Origin of the sequence: Oceanobacillus indicireducens (assembly GCF_014647195.1) — a bacterium.
Lineage (GTDB): Bacteria > Bacillota > Bacilli > Bacillales > Amphibacillaceae > Oceanobacillus > Oceanobacillus indicireducens.
Window position 1 is genome coordinate 36,540 of sequence record NZ_BMOS01000012.1, and the last position, 24,702, is coordinate 61,241.

The 24,702-nt window shown below is 40.4% G+C and carries 26 protein-coding genes, 1 tRNA gene, 1 pseudogene and 1 other annotated feature; of the genes and pseudogenes, 7 read left to right on the plus strand and 21 right to left on the minus strand.

The features are described from left to right. Positions 1 to 104 precede the first annotated feature (104 nt). The 8 genes from IEX94_RS09970 to IEX94_RS10005 all read right to left on the minus strand — a co-directional run bounded on the left by IEX94_RS09970 (position 105) and on the right by IEX94_RS10005 (position 10,929). Positions 105 to 512, minus strand: coding sequence for a DUF350 domain-containing protein (locus IEX94_RS09970; RefSeq protein ID WP_188857044.1), 408 nt, complete (start codon positions 510 to 512; stop codon positions 105 to 107). A gap of 18 nt (positions 513 to 530) precedes the next feature. After that, positions 531 to 2,873, minus strand: a complete 2,343-nt coding sequence (locus tag IEX94_RS09975) for an endonuclease MutS2 (RefSeq protein ID WP_188857045.1) — start codon at positions 2,871 to 2,873, stop codon at positions 531 to 533. 11 nt (positions 2,874 to 2,884) lie between these two features. Further along, entirely contained in the window at positions 2,885 to 4,603 is a 1,719-nt protein-coding gene (polX, locus tag IEX94_RS09980; RefSeq protein WP_188857046.1) for a DNA polymerase/3'-5' exonuclease PolX, read from the minus strand. A gap of 107 nt (positions 4,604 to 4,710) precedes the next feature. Beyond that, a complete protein-coding gene (locus tag IEX94_RS09985) occupies positions 4,711 to 5,244 on the minus strand; it encodes a CvpA family protein (RefSeq protein ID WP_188857047.1) in 534 nt (177 codons plus the stop codon). A gap of 3 nt (positions 5,245 to 5,247) precedes the next feature. Continuing rightward, positions 5,248 to 5,511 carry a cell division protein ZapA gene (gene zapA, locus IEX94_RS09990; RefSeq protein ID WP_188857048.1) on the minus strand — a complete coding sequence of 88 codons (264 nt, stop codon included), beginning with the start codon at positions 5,509 to 5,511 and terminating at the stop codon, positions 5,248 to 5,250. Positions 5,512 to 6,342: 831 nt separating this feature from the next. Continuing rightward, the gene (gene pheT, locus IEX94_RS09995; protein ID WP_188857049.1) at positions 6,343 to 8,772 is read right to left on the minus strand and encodes a phenylalanine--tRNA ligase subunit beta; all 2,430 of its coding nucleotides are present in this window, start codon (positions 8,770 to 8,772) and stop codon (positions 6,343 to 6,345) included. A gap of 14 nt (positions 8,773 to 8,786) precedes the next feature. Beyond that, positions 8,787 to 9,821, minus strand: a complete 1,035-nt coding sequence (gene pheS, locus IEX94_RS10000) for a phenylalanine--tRNA ligase subunit alpha (RefSeq protein ID WP_188857050.1) — start codon at positions 9,819 to 9,821, stop codon at positions 8,787 to 8,789. 370 nt (positions 9,822 to 10,191) lie between these two features. Next, positions 10,192 to 10,929 (minus strand): TrmH family RNA methyltransferase, encoded by a 738-nt coding sequence (locus IEX94_RS10005; protein ID WP_188857051.1) that lies wholly within the window; start codon positions 10,927 to 10,929, stop codon positions 10,192 to 10,194. 100 nt (positions 10,930 to 11,029) lie between these two features. Between IEX94_RS10005 and sspI the strand changes: the two genes are divergently transcribed. The 3 genes from sspI to IEX94_RS10020 all read left to right on the plus strand — a co-directional run bounded on the left by sspI (position 11,030) and on the right by IEX94_RS10020 (position 12,537). After that, positions 11,030 to 11,254: a small acid-soluble spore protein SspI gene (gene sspI, locus IEX94_RS10010; RefSeq protein WP_156857849.1), complete on the plus strand. Its 225-nt coding sequence runs from the start codon at positions 11,030 to 11,032 to the stop codon at positions 11,252 to 11,254. A 73-nt stretch (positions 11,255 to 11,327) separates the two neighbouring features. Next, positions 11,328 to 11,807, plus strand: a complete 480-nt coding sequence (locus IEX94_RS10015) for a DinB family protein (protein ID WP_188857052.1) — start codon at positions 11,328 to 11,330, stop codon at positions 11,805 to 11,807. A gap of 109 nt (positions 11,808 to 11,916) precedes the next feature. Next, positions 11,917 to 12,537, plus strand: a complete 621-nt coding sequence (locus IEX94_RS10020; RefSeq protein ID WP_229782661.1) for a lytic transglycosylase domain-containing protein — start codon at positions 11,917 to 11,919, stop codon at positions 12,535 to 12,537. A gap of 43 nt (positions 12,538 to 12,580) precedes the next feature. Here the strand turns inward: IEX94_RS10020 and IEX94_RS10025 are convergent, their stop codons facing one another. Next, positions 12,581 to 13,639, minus strand: a complete 1,059-nt coding sequence (locus IEX94_RS10025; RefSeq protein WP_188857053.1) for a M42 family metallopeptidase — start codon at positions 13,637 to 13,639, stop codon at positions 12,581 to 12,583. A 183-nt stretch (positions 13,640 to 13,822) separates the two neighbouring features. Between IEX94_RS10025 and IEX94_RS10030 the strand changes: the two genes are divergently transcribed. After that, a tRNA-Lys gene (locus IEX94_RS10030) sits at positions 13,823 to 13,895 on the plus strand. Positions 13,896 to 14,019: 124 nt separating this feature from the next. On the opposite strand, the gene IEX94_RS10035 is transcribed toward IEX94_RS10030, so the two are convergent. After that, positions 14,020 to 14,505, minus strand: a complete 486-nt coding sequence (locus IEX94_RS10035; protein WP_188857054.1) for a dUTP diphosphatase — start codon at positions 14,503 to 14,505, stop codon at positions 14,020 to 14,022. Between the two features lie 101 nt (positions 14,506 to 14,606). Between IEX94_RS10035 and IEX94_RS10040 the strand changes: the two genes are divergently transcribed. Continuing rightward, positions 14,607 to 14,999, plus strand: a complete 393-nt coding sequence (locus IEX94_RS10040; protein WP_188857055.1) for a sigma-w pathway protein ysdB — start codon at positions 14,607 to 14,609, stop codon at positions 14,997 to 14,999. Between the two features lie 270 nt (positions 15,000 to 15,269). Here the strand turns inward: IEX94_RS10040 and IEX94_RS10045 are convergent, their stop codons facing one another. The 5 genes from IEX94_RS10045 to infC form a co-directional block, all read right to left on the minus strand. Further along, positions 15,270 to 15,863 carry a TVP38/TMEM64 family protein gene (locus IEX94_RS10045; protein ID WP_188857056.1) on the minus strand — a complete coding sequence of 198 codons (594 nt, stop codon included), beginning with the start codon at positions 15,861 to 15,863 and terminating at the stop codon, positions 15,270 to 15,272. A 59-nt stretch (positions 15,864 to 15,922) separates the two neighbouring features. Continuing rightward, positions 15,923 to 16,195, minus strand: coding sequence for a DUF1294 domain-containing protein (locus IEX94_RS10050; protein WP_188857057.1), 273 nt, complete (start codon positions 16,193 to 16,195; stop codon positions 15,923 to 15,925). Between the two features lie 451 nt (positions 16,196 to 16,646). Beyond that, positions 16,647 to 17,006, minus strand: a complete 360-nt coding sequence (gene rplT / locus IEX94_RS10055; protein ID WP_156857990.1) for a 50S ribosomal protein L20 — start codon at positions 17,004 to 17,006, stop codon at positions 16,647 to 16,649. Between the two features lie 56 nt (positions 17,007 to 17,062). After that, positions 17,063 to 17,254, minus strand: a complete 192-nt coding sequence (gene rpmI, locus IEX94_RS10060) for a 50S ribosomal protein L35 (protein WP_188857058.1) — start codon at positions 17,252 to 17,254, stop codon at positions 17,063 to 17,065. A 58-nt stretch (positions 17,255 to 17,312) separates the two neighbouring features. After that, positions 17,313 to 17,876 carry a translation initiation factor IF-3 gene (gene infC, locus IEX94_RS10065; protein WP_188857059.1) on the minus strand — a complete coding sequence of 188 codons (564 nt, stop codon included), beginning with the start codon at positions 17,874 to 17,876 and terminating at the stop codon, positions 17,313 to 17,315. 10 nt (positions 17,877 to 17,886) lie between these two features. Further along, positions 17,887 to 18,020: a sequence feature (ribosomal protein L20 leader region), on the minus strand. A 219-nt stretch (positions 18,021 to 18,239) separates the two neighbouring features. Between infC and IEX94_RS10070 the strand changes: the two genes are divergently transcribed. Further along, entirely contained in the window at positions 18,240 to 18,410 is a 171-nt protein-coding gene (locus IEX94_RS10070) for a DUF5325 family protein (RefSeq protein ID WP_188857060.1), read from the plus strand. A gap of 16 nt (positions 18,411 to 18,426) precedes the next feature. Here the strand turns inward: IEX94_RS10070 and IEX94_RS10075 are convergent, their stop codons facing one another. After that, positions 18,427 to 19,233 (minus strand): inositol monophosphatase family protein, encoded by an 807-nt coding sequence (locus IEX94_RS10075; RefSeq protein WP_188857061.1) that lies wholly within the window; start codon positions 19,231 to 19,233, stop codon positions 18,427 to 18,429. 129 nt (positions 19,234 to 19,362) lie between these two features. Continuing rightward, positions 19,363 to 19,563 carry a YkzI domain-containing protein gene (locus IEX94_RS10080; RefSeq protein ID WP_188857062.1) on the minus strand — a complete coding sequence of 67 codons (201 nt, stop codon included), beginning with the start codon at positions 19,561 to 19,563 and terminating at the stop codon, positions 19,363 to 19,365. A gap of 1,020 nt (positions 19,564 to 20,583) precedes the next feature. Here IEX94_RS10080 and IEX94_RS10085 point away from each other — a divergent pair. Next, a complete protein-coding gene (locus tag IEX94_RS10085) occupies positions 20,584 to 21,201 on the plus strand; it encodes a YktB family protein (RefSeq protein ID WP_188857063.1) in 618 nt (205 codons plus the stop codon). Positions 21,202 to 21,237: 36 nt separating this feature from the next. Here the strand turns inward: IEX94_RS10085 and IEX94_RS10090 are convergent, their stop codons facing one another. From IEX94_RS10090 to IEX94_RS10105, 4 genes and pseudogenes are all read right to left on the minus strand, one after another. Continuing rightward, the gene (locus IEX94_RS10090) at positions 21,238 to 21,504 is read right to left on the minus strand and encodes a UPF0223 family protein (RefSeq protein WP_188857064.1); all 267 of its coding nucleotides are present in this window, start codon (positions 21,502 to 21,504) and stop codon (positions 21,238 to 21,240) included. A gap of 9 nt (positions 21,505 to 21,513) precedes the next feature. Beyond that, complete coding sequence (locus IEX94_RS10095) at positions 21,514 to 22,470, minus strand: NAD(P)H-dependent flavin oxidoreductase (protein WP_188857065.1); 957 nt, start codon at positions 22,468 to 22,470, stop codon at positions 21,514 to 21,516. A 40-nt stretch (positions 22,471 to 22,510) separates the two neighbouring features. Next, complete coding sequence (locus tag IEX94_RS10100) at positions 22,511 to 23,398, minus strand: polysaccharide deacetylase family protein (RefSeq protein ID WP_188857066.1); 888 nt, start codon at positions 23,396 to 23,398, stop codon at positions 22,511 to 22,513. A gap of 295 nt (positions 23,399 to 23,693) precedes the next feature. Next, positions 23,694 to 24,702: pseudogene (locus IEX94_RS10105) on the minus strand (dihydrolipoyl dehydrogenase); the annotation flags it as partial.

Sequence of the window (24,702 nt, forward strand, 5' to 3'; positions counted from 1 at the left end):
TTTAATTTACTTAAAAATATAATATAAACCGACAAGTAAAAATGCAATCGCTACACCAATTAAAATCTTTGCTAACCGTTCAAAAACCATTCCGCTTCCCCTTTCTATCCAATACTCGCACCTATGACAAACGCAATTCCGATGGAAAAGATCATCGATAACAATCCGACTGCCACATTTCCTTTCCCAATCTCTTCATCTACTTTGATTGTTGGTAAAAGAAATTCAAAAACAAAATAACCAGTTAATAACAGAACAAATCCGAATGTTCCCCAGCCAATCGTCTGCAGCAAGGAATCATTATGCTCGATGGAATAGCGGAAAATCGTAGCAATGCCAAAGATTTTCCCGCCTGTTGCCATTGCTACGGCAAGATTTCCCTTACGAATCTCTTCCCAGTTCTTATAGGATGTTACCAGTTCAAATACAGTTAGAAATATAAGCGTACATAATACAACAACACTATATCTTGCTGCTGTAATGACGATAATATTTTCCCAAAAACCATTCATACGGATATCCCCCCTTTTTTATTTAAGTTCCAAAACAGTGACCCCGCTGCCACCTTCACCACTGCCGCCGAAACGCGCAGATGATATTGCTGGATGTTGTTTAGCAAAATCTTGTACACCTGAACGAAGTGCGCCGGTTCCTTTCCCATGGATAATCGTTACTTTGCCGTAACCGGCAAGGAGAGCATCATCAACGTATTTCTCAAGACGATGAAGCGCATCTTCAAACCGTTCACCTCTAAGATCGAGTTCGGTCTTTACATGAGCATTGGAACCTCGGATGGTCGCTACGGTCCGTTCTGGATCCTGCTTCTGTCTCCCAACATATTGCAAGTCTTTTCTTTTTGCCTTTACTTTCATGATCCCAACTTGAACCATATATTCTTGCTCATTTAATTGTTCCAGCACGACACCTTGCTGATTGACCGTAAGCAATTTAATATCATCTCCTGGTGCCAACGGTCGATTCTCTTCCGATATTTCTTGTTTACAGGAACTTGATTTACTGGTTAATTGCGGTTGTGCTTCTTCTAGCATTTTTCTTGCTTCTATCCACTCATGCTCCTTCAATCCAGCATTCATTTTCATATTACGGATTTCTTCTACAATGATTTCCGCTTCTTCCCTGGCTTGTTTTAATGCTTTCTCCGCTTTTTCTTCTGCTTTTCTATAAAGTTCTTCTTTTTTCCGCTCGAAAGTTTGCCACTCTTTTTCTATCTCGTCCCGCATTTTCTCACTCTCAAGTAAAATTTCATGAGCTTCCTCATACTGCTTTTCCGCAGCGATTTGCGACTTTTCAAGTGATGCGATCATATTTTCAACACTTTTTGAATCGATGCCAACTAAGCTTTTTGCCTTATCAATAAGTTCTGCTTGTAATCCGAGACGTCTTGATATTTCAAATGCATTACTCCTTCCTGGAACACCAATCAAGAGACGGTATGTCGGCTTTAATGATTCGACATCAAACTCAACCGACGCATTAATGACATGATCGCGATTATAGCCATAAGCTTTCAATTCTGGATAATGTGTTGTAGCAATGACCCGCGCCCGACGAGCGATCACTTCATCAAGCAAGGCCATAGCAAGTGCAGCTCCTTCACTCGGATCTGTACCTGAGCCTAGTTCATCAAAGAGTACAAGAGACGCGTCATCCACTTCTTCCATAATCGAAACGATATTTTTCATATGGGAAGAAAATGTACTTAGATTCTGTTCAATCGATTGCTCATCACCAATATCGGCAAATACAGTTTGAAAAACGGCAAGCTCACAATCATCAAAGGCTGGGACTTGTAAACCAGATTGGGCCATTAATGTACAGAGGCCAACCATTTTTAATGTAACAGTCTTCCCCCCTGTATTCGGTCCTGTAATAACAATTGCCGTATATTCTTCACCGATTTCAATATCATTAGCGACAACCTCATCATCTGGGATGAGCGGATGGCGGGCTTGTTTCATCTTAATAATCCCTTTATCATTCATCCGCGGCTTACTTGCTTTCATTTTGCTTGCAAGCTTTGCCCTTGCTGCAATGAAGTCGATCGTAGCCAGTAATTCTAAATTGCTGGAAATCGTTGGTTCTACTCCAGCAATTTGGTTCGAAAGCTCTGTTAAAATTCGTTCAATTTCTTGTCTTTCATTTAGGATTGCTTGCTGCAATTTATTATTTAAATCGACCACTGCCCGAGGTTCCATAAAAAGGGTCTGGCCGGAGGAGGATTGGTCATGGACGATTCCCCCGATTTGTGCCCGGTATTCCTGCTTCACAGGCAATACATACCGGTCATTACGAATTGTAACAATAGCGTCTGAAAGCATCTTCGCATGAGATCTCGTATACCCTTCTAATTTTTCTCGGACACTTGCCTCAAATGTTCTTATCTGAGAACGAATACTTCTTAATTTACTTGATGCATTGTCAAGTACGTCTCCATTTTCATCGATGGCACGGCGGATTTCCTGCTCCATCTCACGCATTGGAGCAATATCTTCTGCGAATTGTTTCAAGATTGGAATCTCTTCTTCCAAATCTTCAAGGAAATCCTTCACCCGTCTTCCACCATACATTGTATTCGCTATATCAAGGCATTCCGAGGCAGATAAGACGCCACCGATTACGCTGCGTTTTAGGCTCTCCCGGATATTACGGATTCCTCCAAAGGGAATCACCTTATTGAGGCGCAAAATTTGAGCCGCTTCATCCGTTTCTTCCTGAAGCCGATTCACCTTGTCTAGATCTGTTTCAGGGAAGATATGTGCAGCCTTTTCCTTGCCAAGTGATGTTTCTGCTTGCTCCTTTAATTGTTCGACTATTTTATCAAACTCGAGTACATGAAGTACACGTTCGTTCATTTACTTCACCTCTATTTATTTCGATCTAAATAAGCTTTAAGCTCTGCTAGAGGTAAAGTGTTCAATACCGTACTTTTTTGAATCCAGCCCCGCTTGGCGGTTCGGACTCCAAACTCCATAAATGCGAGTGTTTCATAGCTATGGGCATCGGTATTAATAATCAGCTTTACTCCAGCTTCTTGAGCCATTTTTGCATGTGTTGCTGAAAGATCGAGTCGATTCGGATTGGCGTTGATTTCAAGCGCTGTATTTGTTTCTTTCGCTTTTTCGATCAACTTTTCCATATCGACCCGGTAGCCGTCCCGGCGTCCTAGTAATCTTCCGGTCGGATGTGCAATCATATCTACATAAGGGTTTTCAAGTGCTTGATATAATCGCTCCATCATTTTTTCTTCACTTTGGTTAAAGCTTGAGTGAATGGACGCGATCACGAAATCCAGTTCTTTTAAAAAGGAGTCCTCAAAATCAAGAGTTCCATCTGGTAAAATATCCATCTCAACCCCGGTGAAAATATGAATATCAGGATATTTTTCATTTAATAGCTGAATTTCCTCCCATTGTTTCCGAAGACGTTCTTCGTTCAATCCATTCGCTACCCGAAGGAATTTAGAATGATCCGTGATGGCAATATATTCGTAGCTTTTCTCCATAGCCTTTAGAACCATTTCTTCCAAGTTTTGTGCGCCATCGCTCCACGTCGTATGCATATGTAAATCTCCGCGGATATCTTCTAGTTCAATCAATTCCCGGGTCTCTTGAAACTGTTCAAGTTCTGTCGTTCCCTCTCGTATTTCAGGCGGGATATAAGGAAGACCAAAATGTTCATAAAATGCCTTTTCATCAGGGAATGTGAGTATTTCGTTCGTTGCTTCTACTTCAACTCCATATTCACTAATTTTCTCTCCACGGGATTTCGCCAATTGGCGCATCGCTACATTATGTTCCTTCGAACCTGTGAAGTGATGAAGTGTTGTTGTAAATTCCTCGTCCTTCACAAGACGGAAATCGACATTGATATCATATTCTTCTTCCAGTGTAACAGACACCTTTGTATCCCCCTCAGCAATCACTTCTTTTACTGTAGGGAGTAACAGTAGTGCTTCACGTACCTTCTCCGGTTCATCTGTTGAAATAATAAAGTCGATATCCCTAATTGTTTCACGCATTCGTCTTAAGCTACCTGCAATCGAGTAGCGGGTAATCGAATCTATAGCATTCAAATAGTTTTCTATTTTCCCAGCGATTTGCAGCATTACTGCAATCGAAAGACGTTCCGGGCGTTTTCCAACTTCGTCCAGCGCTGTCAGTAGATTCTTCACTGTTTTAGGCCCGAAACCAGATAACTTTTCGACCTCCCCATTTTCACATGCAGTTCGCAAACTATCCGCATCGACAATATTTAACTCTTTATATAATCTAGAAAGTTTCTTGCCACCAAGTCCTGGCAGCTGGAGAAGGGGAATTAATCCAGACGGAACCTCTTCCTGCAATTTCTCAAGCTCTGTCGATTTTCCTTCCTTCATGAATTCGGTAATGACTGCGCCTGTCCCTTTTCCAATTCCTTTTATTTTCGTCATATCTTCAATTTCGTCAAGTGATCGTTCATCTGTTTCCAATCCTTGGGCAGCCTTGCGATAGGCTGATATTTTAAACGGATTTTCACCCTTTAATTCTAAGTAAATAGCAATTTGTTCTAATAAACGAATAACATCTTTCTTATTTACGAGCAATCCATTCACCTGCTTTATTGTTATTTCAATAAAAAAAGACCGATTCCGTATCGTTTACTACTATTGTACATGTAATCCAGTAGCAATACTAATACGACGAACCGCTCTTATAAATACACTTTTACTAAGTCAAACACTTTATTGGAGAAATATGGAGTCTGCTCCAGTATGAGTAAAGCCAACGATGAATTATTAATATATGATTGTACAGTCTCAATTGGTGTTAAGGCAAGTACATATAGAAGGACAAACACAATTAAATAAATTTCCAAAAAACCTAAAACTGCACCAAGAATCTTATTCACCGGCTTAATAAGCGGGATTGCCGCAACAAAATCAAGCATATTTGCAACAATCTGCAAGATTATTTTTACCGCAAAAAATAAAACTGCAAATGAAATGATATTATAAAATGCCATTTCAATCGGTAACCCTTGTAGGAATTCAGGCCAGATATTTGCACTTAGTTCCTTGTATGGAATCCAAAGTTCCAACCGAATAGCTAAGTCATCATAGTACCTTGCCGCGATAATAAAAGCTGTTATAAAGCCTATTAAATGAAAAAGCTGTAAAATAAACCCTCTATTCAGGCCAATAAACAGACCGAGTAGAAGTAATATAATTAAGATTAAATCAAACATATCTTATTTTTCCTCTTTCCTCGCAATTGATCCGACTAATTTTGCGTAGTCTTCTTTCAATTTCACATAATCGTTCATCGTATTTACAGCTGTGAGTACGGCCAGCCTTGTTGTATCTAAATGCGGATTATGGTCTTTAATTTCATTCATTTTCTGATCAACAAGACTCGCGACCAACTTCACATGACTTGCTGGTTCATTACCCATGATTGTATATGTTCTGTTATTGATTTCCACTGTAATCCTGTTCTTTTCACGTTCTGTCATGTTGATCCCCCCGCCAAAATCACTACCATTTATCATATCATTTTTTGTTTCTAAAAAGAAGTATTATAATTACCCCTGCTTTTGCAGTCTGAGACAATCCCTTCCCTTAGTGCAATCCGAATAACTGACATTTCGCTCTACATAACTCTCATAGCTTCCTCCGCTTTCCAACTAATATCTTCATTCAGCGTAAGTGTGTGCTACTTACTTCTGGAGGTCCGCAGTCCAGACACCTCTCGCTTTCCGCAGGCGGCCGGGTTACTCCTCGTATGCTTTGCGTACTGCGGGGTCTCACCTATGCCTTTCCTCCTGCTGGAGTCTCGAGGTGTCTGGACTGCTCCGAGGAATAGCGTGATTTGGATTACTGTTTAATATTCCAGAAGTACAATCCTTATCATAACGGAATAATTTCTTTTTAAAATAATCCTTTAGACCAGTTCAATTGCCCGGTGGACGGTGACTCTTGCGGGAATAGCACGAGTCCAGACCTGAGCAGGAAGCGGTTTTCTTCCGAGGCAGACTAAGATCGCCACGTCCTGTGGCAACGTCTGACATTAACGTCCTGTGCGTCGAGGCTTCGGCTGTGCCTTAGGATGCGCATCCGTCCGCCGGGCAACTGAACGGTAATTAGAACGCCAATAAAATGAATGCACAAAATACTTACGCTGAATGAAAGTATAAGTCGTTGTCGTTCCGTTTTGAAAAAATTTAAGTATGTCTGGTTATATTCTTCAACGACTGTGGATGTTTCATTAGGTTTATCGTTACGTATTGAAGAAGTAAAAGCGTTGTAGCGGACTAATAATCCAGGCTACAACGCTTTTTGGTTTTTTAAGATCTTACATAACCATTAAATTCATCGGATATGGCTTTTACAATTTCCTGATAAGATGCTTCTACTTCTTCGTCTTTCAATGTTTTCTCCGGATCCTGGTAAACGAGATGATAAGCGATTGACTTCTTACCAGCCTCTAAATGTTCCCCTTCATAAACATCAAATACAGCAACAGACTTTACTAATGGTGCACCGGTTTCGGCAATTCTTGCTTGAACGTCGCCTGCTAAAACTTCCTTATCGAGGATAAAGGCAATATCCCGTGAAATCGCTGGGTATCTTGGAATTTCTGTATAGCTCGGTTCATTTTCATACGCTGCAAATACTGCATCTAAATTGATATCAAATACATAAGTTTCCTTTAAATCTAACCTTTTTGCAAGGAGTGGGTGAACCTGCCCGAGGAAACCGATAACCTGACCGTTTCGTTTAATTACCGCTGTGCGGCCTGGGTGCATATCCTCAAGCTTTACCGGTTCAAATTGGATAGATAACTTCAACTGTTCAAATAACCCTTCAACAATTCCTTTTACAACATAGAAGTCCACCGGTTTTACTTCCCCTTGCCATGGATGGTCAACCCAGTTCCCCGTTATCGCACCTGCAGCACGAAGAATTTCTTCCGGTTGCTTCGTAATTTGTTCTTCTTCAGATACAAAAATTGACCCAATTTCATAATAAGCAATATTCATCTGGTTTCTTGCTTGATTATATGATAGGGATTGAAGAAGCCCTGGGAGTATGCTTAGACGGAGATATTTATGATCCTCACTCATCGGCCTAGCCAGTGCAATTGGAACTGGTGACTTTTTGATAATCTCCGGGCTGATTAATTTCTCAATATCATGTTCATCCGTCAAGGAATAGGTTTTGTTTTCCATTAATCCTAATCCCTCAAGTAATGATTTGATATTTCGTTTTAATTGCTGTACGTGATTCAGGCCACCTACTTGCCCTTCCCCTTTAGGTAAGGTGTACGGCAAGTTATCATAGCCATAAATACGAGCGATCTCCTCAAGCATATCCTCAAAGATTGTAATATCCTGTCTTCTTGTCGGTACTTGAATCGTGAATGTTGTGCCATCTTGCTCAAAAATGAATTGCAATCTATGCAAGATGTCAGCAATCTCCTCATTTTTCATAGAGGAACCAAGTCTTTCATTCACACGATCCGTTTCAATGACAACTGTTTTCTCCGAATAATCAAGACCATCATATTCACTTAAACCTTGCAAAACTTTTCCATCTGCATATTTTTCAAGTAGATGGCAAGCTCTTTCGCCGGCTTTTCTTACCCGTTTCGGGTCAACTCCTTTTTCAAAGCGGGTACTTGAGTCGCTCCGTAAACCAGTTTGTTTAACTGTCTTTCTGACAGTCGTACCGTCAAAATAGGCTGCTTCTAGTAAAATAGTCGACGTCTCATCCGTTACCTCCGAATCAAGTCCACCCATTACTCCAGCAAGCGCAGTCGGTACCGAACCATTGGTAATGACAAGATTCTCACGCGTCAATTTGCGAGTCTGACCATCAAGGGTAACAATTTCTTCCCCTTCATTCGCACGTCTAACCAACACCGTGTTTGATGCAAATCTATCATAATCAAACGCATGAAGTGGTTGGCCGTATTCGAGCAAGACATAGTTCGTAATATCAACTACATTATTAATCGGACGGATACCAGCTGCAAGTAAATAGTTCTGTATCCATAAAGGAGAAGGCTTAATCACAACATCTTTAATGATAAATGCCCCGTAATATTTGTTTAACTCTTGAGCTGCCACTTCTACGGTTATATAATCTTCCGCACACTCACTTTCATTACTTTCGATCGTTTCATCTGGATATGTGACTTGTTCATCAAGAATAGCTGCTACTTCATACGCTACCCCCATCATGCTTAACGCATCTGCCCGATTGGCAAGTACATCGAGTTCAAATACCGCATCGTTTAAGTTGAGAAGCGGAGTAACATCCTCACCTATTTCTACTTCATCCTGGAAAACGTAAATACCGTCTACGAATTCTTGGGGAACGAACTTTTCTTTCACTCCCAATTCCTGTAAAGAGCAAATCATCCCATTTGATTCCACGCCACGTAATTTCACTTTTTTAATTTTAAAATTACCTGGTAAGACAGCACCGGGCTTGGCTACGACAACTTTTTGACCAGCAGCCACGTTCGGGGCGCCGCATATAATTTGTAAGGTTTCTGTTCCAACATCTACTTGGCAAAGATTTAATTTGTCGGCATTCGGATGCTGCTCACAAGTTAGGACGTGTCCGACAACAACATCGTTCACCTTTTCTCCGACATACTCAATTCCTTCCACTTCAATTCCAGACTTTGTAATTCGCTCTGCAAGCTCTTCTGGAGAAATATCTCCTAAATCAACATAATTATTTAACCAGTTATAGGATACGTACACTTATTTTTTCCTCCCTATGCGTGATGATACTGTTTTAAGAATCGGATATCGTTCATATAGAAGCTACGAATATCACTTACACCATATTTCAACATAGCAATTCGCTCTGGACCCATTCCAAAAGCAAAACCGCTGTATACGCTCGGATCATATCCGCCCATTTCCAAAACTTTCGGATGGACCATTCCGCCACCTAATATTTCAATCCAGCCTGTTCCTTTACATACACTACACCCATCACCATTACAGACTTTACAGGAAATATCCATTTCCACAGATGGCTCTGTAAATGGGAAGTAGCTTGGACGGAGACGAATTTCGCGGTCTTTTCCAAACATCTGTTTAGCAAATTTATCTAATGTTCCTTTTAAATCACTCATCCGGACGTTTTTATCGACGAGTAGACCTTCAATTTGTGTAAATTGATGGGAGTGTGTTGCATCATCGCTATCTCGACGATATACTTTCCCCGGACAAATCATTTTAAATGGCCGTTCGCCTTTATAACTTTCCATTGTTCGTGCTTGAACAGGAGAAGTATGTGTACGTAGCAATAACTCGTTCGTAATATAGAATGAATCCTGCATATCGCGGGCCGGGTGATCTTTCGGTAAATTAAGTGCTTCGAAGTTATAATAATCTGTTTCTACCTCTGGGCCTTCCTTGATCTCATAGCCCATACCGATGAATAAATCCTCGATTTCCTCCACAATACTTGTTAAGAGATGCGGTCCTCCAACGTTGACCTTACGACCCGGTAGTGTCACATCAATCGTTTCCGCTTCTAACTGTTCATTCAAAGCGGCCTCCTCTAGTTTAGCGGCCTTCTCTTCAATTGCTTCGGTGATGATATTACGTACTTTATTAGCCATTTCTCCAATAACTGGACGCTCTTCTGGGGAAAGCTGTCCCATTCCTTTTAAGACCTTCGTGATCGAACCCTTCTTCCCTAAATAAGCGACTCGAATATCTTGAAGGCTTGTCATTCCTTCAGCATCTTCAATTTTAGCAAGTGCTTCTTGCTGTATTGTCTCCAACTGCTCCTTCATGTGTGAACCCTCCTTAGAATACTTTTAAACAATTAAAAAAAGCCCCATCCCAATAAAGGGACGAGGCTATTATTTCGCGGTACCACCCTTGTTGACAACATATATATTGTCCAACTCACATTTTGATAACGGATTATAAAATCCGGGCGCACCTTTACTTGTACGAAACAAGGTCCAAGTGCCTGCTCCAGAGTGAAATGGTCCTATCCCAGTAATAGAAATGTTTTCAGTCTCAGACATTTCCTCCCTGCATTACCGTCATGGATATAACCTAGCTCTTTCAACACATTTTCTATTCATTCATTTATTTATACAATCAATTAACGCTTCACTTCATCCATTATAGATAATTTTCTTGCAGCTTGCAAGCCTATTCTTTCAGGCGATACATGAGGATACCTGCAGCAATGCTCACGTTCAATGATTCTGCTTTTCCGTAGATTGGGATTTTCACCCGTTTATCCGCCTGCTTAAGCAATTCTTGCTGAACGCCCGCCCCTTCATTTCCAAGTACTAGTCCAATTTTATCCGGCGTCTTCATCTCCTGATAATAACGCGCATCTTCCAGTGCAGTTGCCCATATCTCATACCCTCTCCCTTTCAATGAAGATATTTCTTCTGTCAAATCAGCTTCAAAAACTGGGATATGAAAGAGTGAACCTTGAGTTGAACGGATGACTTTATCATTGTATAAATCAACTGTACCTTTACCCAGAATGACAGCATCCATACCAGCAGCGTCTGCCGTACGAATAATTGTCCCTAAATTTCCAGGATCCTGTATCGCATCAAGCATCACAAGCTGATTACCCGTGACACTTCTATGCGGCTGCATCATAATAACAGCCGCTATTCCTTGGGGTGTTGTCGTCTGAGAGATATGTTCAAATACTTGTTTAGAAACACGCTCTACAGGAAGGTCATTACTCCAAGCAGGAAGCGGAACACTCTCCTCCATGATGATTTCTACTATTTCCTGTCCGCTTTTCCAGGCTTCTTCCACAAGATGTGACCCTTCAACGAGAAACATTTGCTGTTCTTTGCGCCCTTTTCGTTTGTGAAGCTTTCTCCAAGCCTTAACTTTTCCGTTTGTCAATGATGTAATCAACGTCTTCATCCTTATCCTGTTCTTTTTTCTTATCATACATATTTAGGAACCATTTGGTCAAACTAATTTCATGAATCAAAGAACTAAGGAGGTAAACAAAATGGATTTAAATTTACGCAAAGCAATTCTCAGTAATATATCGACAAATGATCAATCCCAACTGGAAGCAACGATTGTAGATGCGATACAAAATGGAGAAGAAAAAATGTTGCCAGGACTTGGTGTATTGTTTGAGTTAATCTGGCAGCAAGCTGACCAAACAATGAAGCAAGACATGGTAGAATCACTAGAATCTGGTGTAAAGCAAGCTACTGCAGGCTCCTAAGGATGCTTTTCCCTACTACTTTCGCGATATTCTTGATAAACTATGGATAACCAAAAGTGAAAGGGGTTATTCAATGTATCGGAAAGTAGAAGATTTTCTTCAAGATTGGCAAGGTGCAAGCGCAGGAACGTTGCGAGTTCTCGAAGCAGTAACAGATGAAACATTGGATCAAGCAATTGTAAAAGGGCATAACACGTTAAGATGGTTAGGCTGGCATTTGGCAACCGCTCCCGCTTATTTTGCAGGTCTGTTAGGACTGGAACTGAACAATGTGGGAGATTCAGGAAAACTTCCTAGCACAGCTAAAGAAATCGCAGAAGGATACGAAGCAGTGAGTAGTGAAATTGCCGAAAAAGTATCGCTTGCATTTTCTGATGAAAGTTTAACCGAGGAAGTGGATCAGCATGGCAGGCCAACAGCCCGGGGAGCGATTCTTCGTACATTAATCGATCACCAGACTCACCATCGCGGTCAAATGACAGTACTCCTTCGCCAAGCGGGACTTAAAGTTCCAGGAGTCATGGGACCGACAAAAGAAGATTTGGGAAAATAATGAACAAATTGGGACATGACGGCGTAAAATAAACGCCTTATGTCCCTTTTAACGATTGAAATATGTGCGAAATCCTAGTAAGATTGTAGTAGAGAAAGTAGGGATTATATTGGAAATCAGAGACTTAAACCAGCTTATGCAGCTACAAGCTATGCAAACAATGAACTCAGGCAGTGCACACTCCAGTTCATCTTTTGCAGAACTTACTTTCAATCAATTACTACAGAGTAAAATCGACCAAGCAAGGGCGCTCACACCACCTGCTCTATCCTCTCTTGGATCGGTACCTTTTCAACGGCCGGATAATTTGAGCCAACCGAGTCATCAGGCTAACCGTTCGTCCCCTTTGAAGGCAACTGCTTTTGATCATTATATCGTTGAAGCGAGCGAGAAATACAATATTGATAAGCGGCTGATCCGAAGTGTGATCCAAGCGGAGTCCGGCTTTAATCCTCGTGCAACAAGTGGTGCCGGTGCTAAGGGTCTTATGCAATTAATGCCGGGTACTGCAAGAGGTTTAGGTGTTGCTAACTCCTATGACCCACGGGAAAATATTTTAGGCGGCACAAAATATTTAAGACAAATGCTGGACCGTTATAATCAAAATATGGAGCTTGCTCTCGCGGCATATAATGCCGGCCCAGGAAATGTCGATAAACACGGTGGCATTCCACCATTCAATGAAACAAGAAATTATGTAACAAAAGTGATGAACAATTATTTAGCCTGATAAAAAAACAAGGTGTCGATGCACACCTTGTTTTTTTCTATTGTTATGCGAGTATAAGTTCTTTCACCTTATCCTTATCAAGTTGTTTAATAACTTCTACAATTAATTTAACCGCATTTTCAAAGTCGTCACGATGTAAAATTGCTGCGTGAGAATGAATATAACGAGTTGCAACTGTTATAGATAAAGAAGGTACTCCATTTGCAGTTAAATGAATGGAGCCGGAATCCGTTCCACCGCCGGCAATTGACGTATACTGGTAAGGAATCCCTTGTTCATCCGCTGTTTTCACAACTAAATCCCGTAAGCCTTTGTGGGAGACCATCGAAGCGTCATAGAGAACAATTTGTGGCCCATCCCCCAACTTACTATCCGCTTCCTTATCAGAGATGCCTGGTGTGTCACCAGCAATCCCCACATCAACACCAAAGCCGATATCTGGTTCAATTTTATGTGCTGCTGTTTTCGCCCCACGAAGCCCAACTTCTTCCTGAATCGTTCCGACACCGTAGACGATATTTGGATGATCTACGTCTTGAAGTTGTTCTAATACCTCGATAGCAATAGCTAAACCAATTCGGTTATCCCAAGCTTTCGCCATCAGCATTTTCTCATTTTTTAATTGTGTAAATTCAAAATAGGGAACAATCGATTGACCCGGCAGAACACCAAATTCTTCTGCTTCCTTCTTACTCGATGCCCCGATGTCGATAAACATATCCTTTATCTCATATGGCTTCTTACGCGCTTCTGCTGAGAGCACGTGCGGTGGTTTTGAACCGATAACACCGGTGACATTTCCTTTTGAACCCATAATCGTCACACGCTGGGCAAGCATGACTTGGTTCCACCAACCACCAACCGTTTGGAAGTAAATGAACCCTTTATCATCAATACGCGTAACCATGAAGCCTATCTCATCTAAATGACCAGCTACCATAATTTTTGGTCCATTTTCGTCTCCAATCTTTTTTGCAATGGAGCTGCCTAAGTTATCTGTTATCATTTCATCTGCGTAGGGCGTAATATACTTTTCAAATACTTCTCTCGCTTCTCTCTCATTTCCCGGGATACCATTCGCGTCGGTCAAATCTTTCAACATCGTTTAATATCTCTCCTTTACTGTAACTTAAAGTATAAACCTATTATACTCAACTTTCTTCATTAAAAAAACGAAAGTAAATTAATCTTAACAAATACTCCCACAGAACGATTTTTTTAGTAGAAAAAAGCTAATAAATGTCTTGCATCTCTTTTCATTATGTGATATCATTAAATAGTTGACGGGACATTAGCTCAGTCGGTAGAGCAACTGACTCTTAATCAGTGGGTCGTAGGTTCGATCCCTACATGTCCCATAATAACGCCTAATCCTTTGATATATATATGGGTTTAGGCGTTTTTTATTTACATAATAAAAAATTAGAGTTTCCGTAAATTTTGCTTATCATTATGCGGATATGGGTGGACTTATAGTTCCTTTTAATATCCTTGGTCTTGCCGTTCGTAATTTATTTCATTTTTCTCCAAGTAGGCATTATAAATATCCTCTTCGTTAAATCCGAGCAATTTACCTAAATGGATAAATTCCTTAAATAATTGAACGTATCCTTCTTCTGTTGAATGCTGATTAAAGATTGCTGCTACAATAAAGACGTGATTAAATTGTTTTGTCAAGTCATTTTCTGTTCCGGCGGCTTCTACACCTTCATATCTATAACCTTTCTCTAAACCGATTGATAAGAGAAAATGAATCCCATCCACATATTCCGCAAGAATTACTTCTCTTTCACTCGGTTCCTTCTTACTCCAAAATTTAAAGCAACGAGTTTCATTTGCAAGCTCCCCAAGCTCTACAAGGAAAGCCAAATGTCTTTCATGATATAAATCTTTCCCTTCCAACTCATGATTATCGGCAATATAATTGTCCAATTCCTGCTGCATATTATAAAGTTTTCCCCAATTCAATTCTCTGCACCTCATTTTATCTTATGTTTTTTAAAAAAGTGAAACCTTTCCCCTCTTCCTTTCGTACTTGAATTATATAACAAGTAAGGAGACGATTACACATGCTTGTACTATTATTTCGTATTCTTATTCTGCTTGCAATTATTCTCCTTGTTTATACTTGGATTGAATACTTAAGAAGTTCGGATAGAAAAATACGGATCGCTAAAGACCTAAACCAATTCTACCTTGATGATGAACCAAAGAACAGTAAAAAGAATTTACGTTTCGTATATAAGGGCTGTACATTTGTCGGGGAAAAATATGTCGGTATTGCTGAAGATTCATTTGAGGTAACGAATATCCATGTCACTGTCTGCCATCCAATTGACTTGAATGGGATTACCCGAGAAGATCTATACTTTTTAGAAAATGAATTATTAATACGTTATCCTTATGCGAAAATTGAATGGAAACATCCGATCAGCGAACTTGTGTTAACCCCCTTAGAATAAAACAGGCGCAAGCGCCCGTTTAGCAACGTACAAACTGGAGCACTCCGGAATGAGATAAAGGAAACATGCCCCTTTAGGGGTATGCCGCTGTTGGGCTTTAGCCCGTACTTAGGCGGCCCTCCTTTAGTTGTGAGTTGATGTTGACTTATCGATTGGAGGAGGGTGAAGTTTGCTAGTTGCTGGGCGCAGAGCGGACGTGGCTTGCCCTGGTTATCTAAGTTATCTATAGCATTTATGTCTCATAGTTTCCTATGCAAAACAAAGCACACATCAAGCTTTCGATGTGTGCTTTGGTTGTTCCATGGAGAAAAAATCCTGCCATTTGATAATGATTTCTTTCCTGCGTAATAGATAGAGAAAGACAAGTAGAATTACCATTAATCCGGTGATTGTATAAGGGGACAAGGTAGAAAAGGTTCCGCCAATTGATGTATAAATGAAGGCGAGTGGAATGTTTGTAAGGAGTGAAGTTCTTGTATAATCTCTGAAGCTGGTCGAAATTTCAATCAGACAAAGGGATAATAAATGAAAATGAATAAAGGGCACTAATCGAAGTAACAGAATTTGAGACTTTGTAAGTTCTTTGTTGTCTCCCAGCAAACGCTGCTTTATACGAAAAATGCGTTCCATTGCATTCGGCATTTTCGTATAGATTCCGTAAAATAAAATACTTGATAACGTAATACCGATTAAAGAATACAAACCACCTGCAAACGGTCCGAAAAATATTCCGCCCGAGATACAGATAAAAACGACAGGAATAAAAAATAATGGTCGGAGTAAATGAAAACAAATGAATAGGACTGGTGCAAACAAGCCGCCAAGCTCAACATAGGTGAGAAGATTCGCTCCTAATGCCTCCATGCTCCTCCTCCTTCTTCGTATTCGCTTTACCATTTATTATATGTTAGGCAATGAGCCGATTATGACATGTTTACGAATAGGTAGATAAAAGCACCAGCATTCCAAATGATCAGCACTGGGATTCCGACTGTGAACGATGCGTGTTTTGTTTTATGACGAAACAGTTGCATGCCGATATATGTACCAAGCGCACCACCTAAAAATGATAACAGAAAGAAAGTCCTTTCTGGAATACGAAACTGTTGCTTGATCGCCTTCTGCTTATCAATTCTCATCAGAAAAAGCGTAAAAATATTTACAACTAGAACATAAACCAACATAGAATCATTCATAAAAAATCTCCTTTAGCTATTATGATGTAATTTTATCACGTATTAACGGTCCGTCATACCCCCACCTCTAAACAAGAGGGAGAGCCAAAATGTTAAGGTGGGGGATATACAGTCCGTAAATTCCTGATTCGGTTCAACTAACATTCAGTGGGGGAGGGAAGGAATTCCCCTAACTGTGATGAAGGAGTAACTTTCTCTCCAAATTCTGGAGTCCCGATACCTTGAGACTTCTCAGGGGTTCATAGGCCTTGAAAGATACCGCAGCACGATAGCGCGTGGCAGACTAAGAACGCCAGTCCTTTGGCAACGCCTGTATTAGCACGTTCTGTGCGCCAGTGGCTTGCCGAACGCCCTCGGAAAGCGAAAAGTATCGGAACTACGAACCTTGGGAAGAAAATTTTAATTTTAAAAAAAGGTCAAATTCCGTTTGAGTTGGAATTTGACCTTTTTATTATTTGCTTAAAGCTTCTTTAGCTTTATCCGTTAACTGTGTAAATGCTTGTGCATCGTTTACCGCTAGTTCAGAAAGCATCTTACGGTTAATATCAACACCAGCTAATTTCAAACCATGCATTAATTTGCTGTATGACATATCATTCATACGCGCAGCTGCGTTAATACGTGCAATCCATAATTTACGGAAATCACGTTTCTTCTGTCTGCGGTCACGATATGCATACTGACCTGATTTCATCACCTGTTGTTTTGCTACTTTAAATAAATTACTTTTCGAACCATAATATCCTTTAGCTAATTTAAGGACGCGTTTGCGACGTTTGCGTGTTACTGTTCCACCTTTTACACGTGCCATTTTAAATTCCCTCCTAGTACAATTCTAATCCAAATTTATTTCAGTATTTCCATGACTTAAGGAATCATGGAATCAATGCGTCTTTGATCTCCACGGGAAACGACCGCACTTTTACGAAGTTTACGTTTTTGTTTTTGTGATTTGTTTGCAAATAAGTGACTTGTATATGCATGAGATCTTTTCAATTTTCCAGTTCCAGTTCTTTTAAAACGTTTTTGAGACCCTCTGTGGGTTTTCATTTTTGGCATCCGAATTTCCTCCTAAAGTAAAATTAAGCAGTATTTCTTACTAAGAAAATAACGTATCTTATTTTTCAGTTGATGGCGCAACCATCATGAACATATTACGCCCTTCCATCTTAGGCTTCTGTTCAACGATTGCAATATCTTTTACTTCTTCAGCAAAGCGGTCAAGGACATCACGGCCAAGCCCCTTATGAGTAATAGCTCTTCCGCGGAAGCGCACAGCTACCTTCACCTTGTCGCCCTTTTCCAAGAATTTCCGAGCATTTTTCAGTTTCGTTTCAAAGTCATGATCGCCAATTCCTGGTGTAAGCCGTACTTCTTTCACGTTAATAACTCGTTGTTTCTTCCGTGCTTCTTTTTCTTTCTTCTGCATTTCGAAACGGTATTTTCCGTAATCCATAATACGGGCAACTGGTGGTTTTGCATTAGGTGCCACTAAAACCAAGTCTAAATTCCTCGTCTGAGCAATTTGCATAGCTTCTTTATGCGATTTCACACCTAGTTGTTCACCATTGGAATCGATTAGACGTACTTCCCTTGCGCGGATTCTTTCATTTACATTTAAACTCTCTTTGCTAATCTCAAGCCACCTCCGAATATTTTTGTTGCTGATCTTTTCAGACAATCTATTTACTCACATAAAAAAAGTGTCGGTACAAAATGCACCCACACGTTTCCCTGTCAATTAATCATTAATATCTTGAGAGAAACCAGTCAACTACACAAATGGTGTCGAGCAGGTGAGAAGCGGGTGCTTCTGCTTGTCTTTAGATCATATAAATCTCATTCAACTACTAAATTATAGCATGATTGAGTCTCTTCGTCAAGTACTTTCTGGCTTTCAGAAATCTTGTATACGTTCCTCAGCAAAAACTGCTTATTTATAGTAGCATAGATAAATAACAGAAGCAAATTTTTTTTTACATCTTTGAAGTATTCCTCGTTTTCCGATATACTACAGATGGTTAATAGAAATCGGGGTGTAAACATGGAAACGTTTAATTGGAAATTCTTTAGTTTGGCCTTATTAGTTGTCTTTATGTTTATAGCGGTAGGATTCGCTGTCGCTTTACGCAGTGTTCCCTTGATTATTTTATTCATTTTACTCGGATTCGGTTTGATGGGTTATGGACTTGCCCTCAAGAAAAAGCAAAAGTGACTGCGTGCATACACAGTCACTTTCGGCCATTTTTTATAAACGCAAGTAATTGCTCTTGAATTTTTGGATTACATGCTAAAATAGAATTATTTCCGAGCATATTCAATTCGTCTCCGTCTAATGTTGTCACATTTCCTCCAACTTCATTAACGATCACTACACCAGCCGCGATATCCCATGGAGCAAGACGCATGGATAAATAGGCATCAATTATTCCCTCAGCAACATAGGCTAACTCAAGCGCCGCAGAACCGTACGTCCGGCTTCCTCGCACAGTACGAATCATCTGATGCATAATTTTCTCATCAACAATCCGATTCGGACAGAGGAAATAATGGTTCATATCAACAATTGATTCTTCGAGTTTTAAGTCTTGTCTCGGTTCTGGCAACAATTCCTCATTCTTGAAAGCACCCTCGGAACGCTTAGCATGGTACAATTCATCAGCCATCACATCATAAATCAATCCAATTTCACCAATTCCATCATGAAAGACCGCGACGGAAATCGCAAAGTTCTTCTGCTGATGAACAAAATTCATCGTTCCATCGATTGGATCGATTATCCAGACAGTGCCTTGTAAAGAAGTAAGCTCATCGCCGTATCCTTCCTCACCAATAATATAATGATCTGAATAAGTTGCTTTAATTTTCTCAACAAGAAACTTCTCTGTTTGTTTATCCATTTCAGTTACGAGATCATCCGGGTTTGATTTCGTTTCAATAACTCGTGGTTCATTTATTTTATTTCTTATCTGTTCACCAGCTTCCAACACCCAAGCTTTGGCGTCCAGATAAAGTTTGTCTCGATTTATTTTATCCATGTGTCTATTCCCCCCAAATCTCTCTCTTTCCACTCATTGTACCAAACGTACTGGCCAAGTCATAATGAAAGGACTTCGTATTTATTTGACCACCGCAATGATACCGTAATAAATACGAAGTCCTCCTATTTACTTATTTTCACTTTTTGTAATTTCAATCAGCTGGTGACGTAACGAGCTAAGCCTCTGCTTAACTTTGATTATTTCCGTTTTATCTCCTGCCTCCATGGCTTCGTAAAGATTCATTAATTCATAATCTATTTCCATTCGAATTACCGGCAGTTTAAGTTTAGCTTCTTGTTTTTCGATTGCTTGCATTAGATATTTCATTCTAATCACACCTCTCTAAGTGATTACGATGGCTCTTTTAATTTAGTTTATGAAGATTTCTTAAAGGAAGTTCGCCAATATTTAGAACTAGCTTCTTAAATTAGGTTTTCCCATATCCTTTACAATTTAAACATTCAATTGGCTAAAAACCTCTATTCTAATGGGTTTGTCCTCTTAGATACAAGCGAATCGTCTATGTAATATTAATTCATTGACAAATCGAATCCATTACTTAATAATTATTATTACTCGGCTTTCACAGTCTGAAACCGTTAGCTATCGCTTCATTTAATTAGTATACCCAGCAATCGATTAGGCTTACGGACAAAATGCTAACTGTTTGTTCTATTTTCCTAACAACTCTATTTCAAAAGTAACCAAAAGTAGTATTATTACTTTCATTCAGCATAAGTGCCTGGTTCGTTCACTAATTATAGCGTTCTAATCGTCGTTCAGTTGCCCGGTGGACAGATGCTTTCCGCGGGCACAGCCGAAGACAGGACGTTAATGTCAGACGTTGCTACATACGAGAGCGTTCTTAGTCTGCCTCGGGCTGAGCACTAAGGGGTCTCCGGACTCGTGCTATTCCCGCAGGAGTCACCGTCCACCGGGCAACTGAACTGGTAGAGAGGATTGTTATTAATGGAAAATATCCCACCATGATAGGTGCCCTCTTACTAAAATGAAAAGTAGTGCTCCAAACTCGGCCTTTTCTCGGAGCAGTCCAGACACCTCGAGACTCCTGCATGAGGAAAGGCATAGGTGAGACCCCGCAGTACGCAAAGCGTACGAGGAGGCTCACCAGCCGCCTGCGGAAAGCGAGAGGTGTCTGGACTGCGGACCTCCAGGAGAAGGTTGCACTTACGCTGAATGAAAGTAACCATCTGTTTATTTTGAAAAGCCTTTTACTAATTATGTTTAAGTTCATATTTTAAAGACTGTAGATGCTTGTTAAGGATGATTTACATTCATTTTTAGGTGCAAAAGTTAAGTTATCATTCATCAGAAAGGATGACACAAATGGATTTTAATGGTTTTAAACAAACTGATTTTGACACATTCCATATCGATGGCTTGGAGGCACGCATGGAAGCAATACAGACTCGCATTCAACCGAAATTTCGTGAACTCGGAGAAATTTTAAAAGATAATCTATCCATGAAGCTTGGAAATGAAATGTATTTACATATTGCAAAACATGCTAGAAGAACAGTTAATCCTCCAAAAGATACATGGCTCGCAATTTGCGATAATAAACGAGGTTATAAAAAGCATCCACACTTTCAAGTAGGCCTGTTTGATGACCGCGTTTTTATTTGGCTGGCACATGTTTACGAATTACCGAACAAACAAAAAATCGCTCAAAGCTTTATAAACAACTTCGAAGCGATTAAAAAATTGCCAAGTGATTTTGTTATCTCAATAGACCATATGGAGAAAAACTCTATAGCCCTGGATGAACTAGAGAAATCACTGCTGGAACGTTTTCGCGATGTGAAAAAAGCAGAGTTTTTAATCGGCAGAAACTTAAAGATGGATGATGAACGGGTTCAGGACGGACAGCAATTACTCGATACGATCATCTCGACGTACGATGAACTCATCCCCTTCTATCAATTAGCTGTAAAAGAACGCTAAAAAATGCTGGGACGGCAACATATGTCCCAGCATTTTTTACATTCGAATATTTTTCACTTCTGGATTTCTTGCTTGTTTCACTACAGGATAAGGTGCGTAGCCCGATGCTTTTGTAAATGTAGCGAATAATTGTTTCTCCTCTGATTTAGACGGGACAATTTCCTTAAAGCGCCGGTATAGAGCAATAATGTCATCCCTTCGAACCTGGTTCTCATACGCTTGCTCAATTAGGTTAAAAAAATTAACGACATCGACAATTTCCTGCTGTGACCACGTTTCATCAATTGGATAGGAATAACTCATAAATTTCCCTCACTTTGCCCATTGTTCACGTATTTCTGTTGCTTCTTTTATAAGAGACTGAATTAAACTTTCCACTGTCGGAACATCATGTATCCTTGCAGCAGATTGTCCGGCCCAACCAAACCCTTCTGTATCATCGCCTTCTTGGATATAGTGATGATTAACCTTTCCGCTTATGTAATCCTTTAATGATTCATACCCTTGTTGCTGCTTTTCTATTTCAAGGATTTTCTCGGCAAAAGGTCCCTTTAACACTCTGGCAGGAGCCCCAATCGAACGTTTAATAACGGTTGTATCCTCTTCTTCTGCATTCAGTATTGCTTGTTTATAATTGTCATGAGCAAGGCACTCTTTCGTTGCAATGAAGCGGGTTCCCATTTCAATCCCCTCTGCTCCGAGGCTTAACGCTGCCATAAAACCTCGCCCATCGGCTATCCCACCCGATGCAATTACTGGTATTGATATGTGATCAACAACCTGTGGTGTAAGAATAAAGGTACCAACATCGGAACGACCCAAATGCCCTCCGCCTTCTTGCCCCACAACCATCACAGCGTCTGCACCGAGTTCTTCCGCTTTCTTCGCCTGTCTCCTAGCAGCTACAAGGACTAGTTTCTTTATTGGATGATTATCTACCATATCGAGCACACCCTTAGGATTACCTCCAGTGACAGAAATAACCGGAACCTCCTCATCTATGGCAACTTGGACCATATCTTCATACGATCTGCCGTGTTGCCCAATTGCATAATTCACTCCAAACGGTTTATCCGTTAATGATTTCATTTTTCGTATTTCTTCGCGTAATGCTTCTGGTGAAGGTAACGTCATCGCGGTAATCTGTCCGAGACCGCCTGCATTAGAAACGGCTGCGGCAAGGTCGGAATAAGCTAAGTAAGCAAGCCCTCCTTGGATGATTGGATATTTAATATTTAGCAACTTTGTTACTCGAGTTTCAAACTCCATTTATTTTTTTCCTCCCTTTATTTCCATTTCATATGATTATTTATTCTTTTTCACTTGCTTCATCTAATGTTTGGATAAGATGTGGATCAACAATTTCATACCCACTGTCTCTTAGTCCATTAACAATTCTCTCAAGCGCCTCATTCGTCCATTCCCTGTCATGCATTAATAAATTTGCTCCCGGCTTCAGCAAGGAATAATCGACATCAACTTCAGGACCTTCACCTGAGATCATCGCTTCAGCTAATTTATCTGCATCCATATAGGGCTCGAAATAATCGTATCCATATGTCCAATTCATTAATATCATACCTTCGTCAACAACAACTTGCTCAGAATAGTCGGTATTCATCCCGTTAGGAGCTCGGAAGAATTTCGGTCTTTCTCCAATAATTTCTTCCACTCGATCATTCAAACTTACGATCTCTTCTTTTTGTTCTTCTTCTGGTAAATCGGGGATTAAAGGATGATTATACGTATGATTCCCGATTGGAAATCCCATTTCATGGAGTTGTCTCAAGGCTTCTTCCTCTTCCGGTGTATCAAGGAAGTGACCATTCACAAAGAAAATTGCACCTGCTTCCAATTCCTGTAATGTTTCCGCCATTTCTAAAGCATATTCCGCTGGAGCATCATCAATCGTTAAAAGTACAACATTTTCATCGATATCTTCTTCTAAAGGGACGACACTTGCATCCTCAGCTACATAGTACTGCGGCTCATTCGCTGCTTCTGCGTCTACTTCTATTTCGGATTCTTCATCCTTTGCAGGTTCCTCTTCCTCCTCTCTTTCGTCTTTATGTTCCATTTCTTCCTCTGTTTGTTGATTTGTATTTTCACTCGCCGAATCATCCGGCTCTTCTGCTTCATTTGCCGAGCAGGCTGATAAAGCAAGCGCGAAAATAAGCAGGAAAATTAATCGCTTCATTTTTTGTATCCTCCCGATGTTCTCTTTGGTTTACATTATAGTAATGATTAGAATGGATGACAATGAAAAACTTTCCAGTATTAAAGAGCAAAGGCGGAAGCGCCCGTTTAGCAACGTACAAACTGGAGCACTCCGGAATGAGATAAAGGAAACACAACGAACGCAGTGAGTTGATGTTGACTTATCGATTGGAGGAGTGTGAAGTTTGATAGTTGCTGGGCGCTGGAGCCGGACGTGGCTAGACCTGCAAATAAAAAATGACGGCTAACTCAATAGCCGTCATTTTTCTCTGTTTTTATAGCATGTGTACTGGTTTTCCAAGTCCTACTTCTGCAGCTTCCATCGTAATTTCACCTAGTGTCGGGTGAGCGTGGATGGTTAATGCGATATCTTCGGCTGTCATGCCAGATTCAACTGCAAGACCGATTTCAGAAATCATGTCACTTGCGTTCGGTCCAGCAATTTGACCACCGAGGACAAGACCGTCTTCTTTACGAGTGATCAGTTTCAAGAAACCGTCTGATTCGTTTAGAGCCAATGCACGTCCATTCGCTGCGAACGGGAATTTGCCGACTTTTACGTTAAAGCCTTTATCTTTCGCTTCTTGTTCAGATAATCCAACAGTTGCTAGTTCCGGTTCCGTAAAGGCTACTGCAGGAACGCCGATATAGTCAACTTCAGACTTCTCACCACTGATTACTTCTGCTGCAATTTTACCTTCATAAGAAGCTTTATGGGCAAGTGGCGGACCTGCAGTGATGTCGCCAATCGCATAAATGTTGTCTACAGATGTACGACACTGCTTATCTGTTTTAACGCGACCTCTCTCATCAAGTTCGATACCAACTTGCTCTAAGCCGATTTCTTCCGTATTTGGCTTACGGCCGACTGTAACAAGTACGTAGTCCGCTTCAAGAGTTTCTTCTTTACCTTTTGCTTCATAGCTAACTTTCACACCGTCTTTTGTTTCTTCAACGCCTTTAGCCACTGCTTCTGTAACAATGGTAACACCTTTTTTCTTAAGACGTTTTTTCACAACTTGTGTCATTTGTTTTTCAAACCCGCCAAGGATATCTTTTGCACCTTCAAGGAACGTAACTTCAGTACCGAAGTTAGCAAAAGCAGTTCCTAGCTCCGTTCCAACATAACCTCCACCGATTACAACAAGCTTCTTAGGAATTTCTTTTAAGCTCAATGCACCTGTAGAATCAAGTACACGATCAGAGAATTTGAAGCTTGGGATTTCAATAAAAAATTATACGTTTGTGAATTTTTTTCATCCATAACTTTTGCAGTGTTTTTGT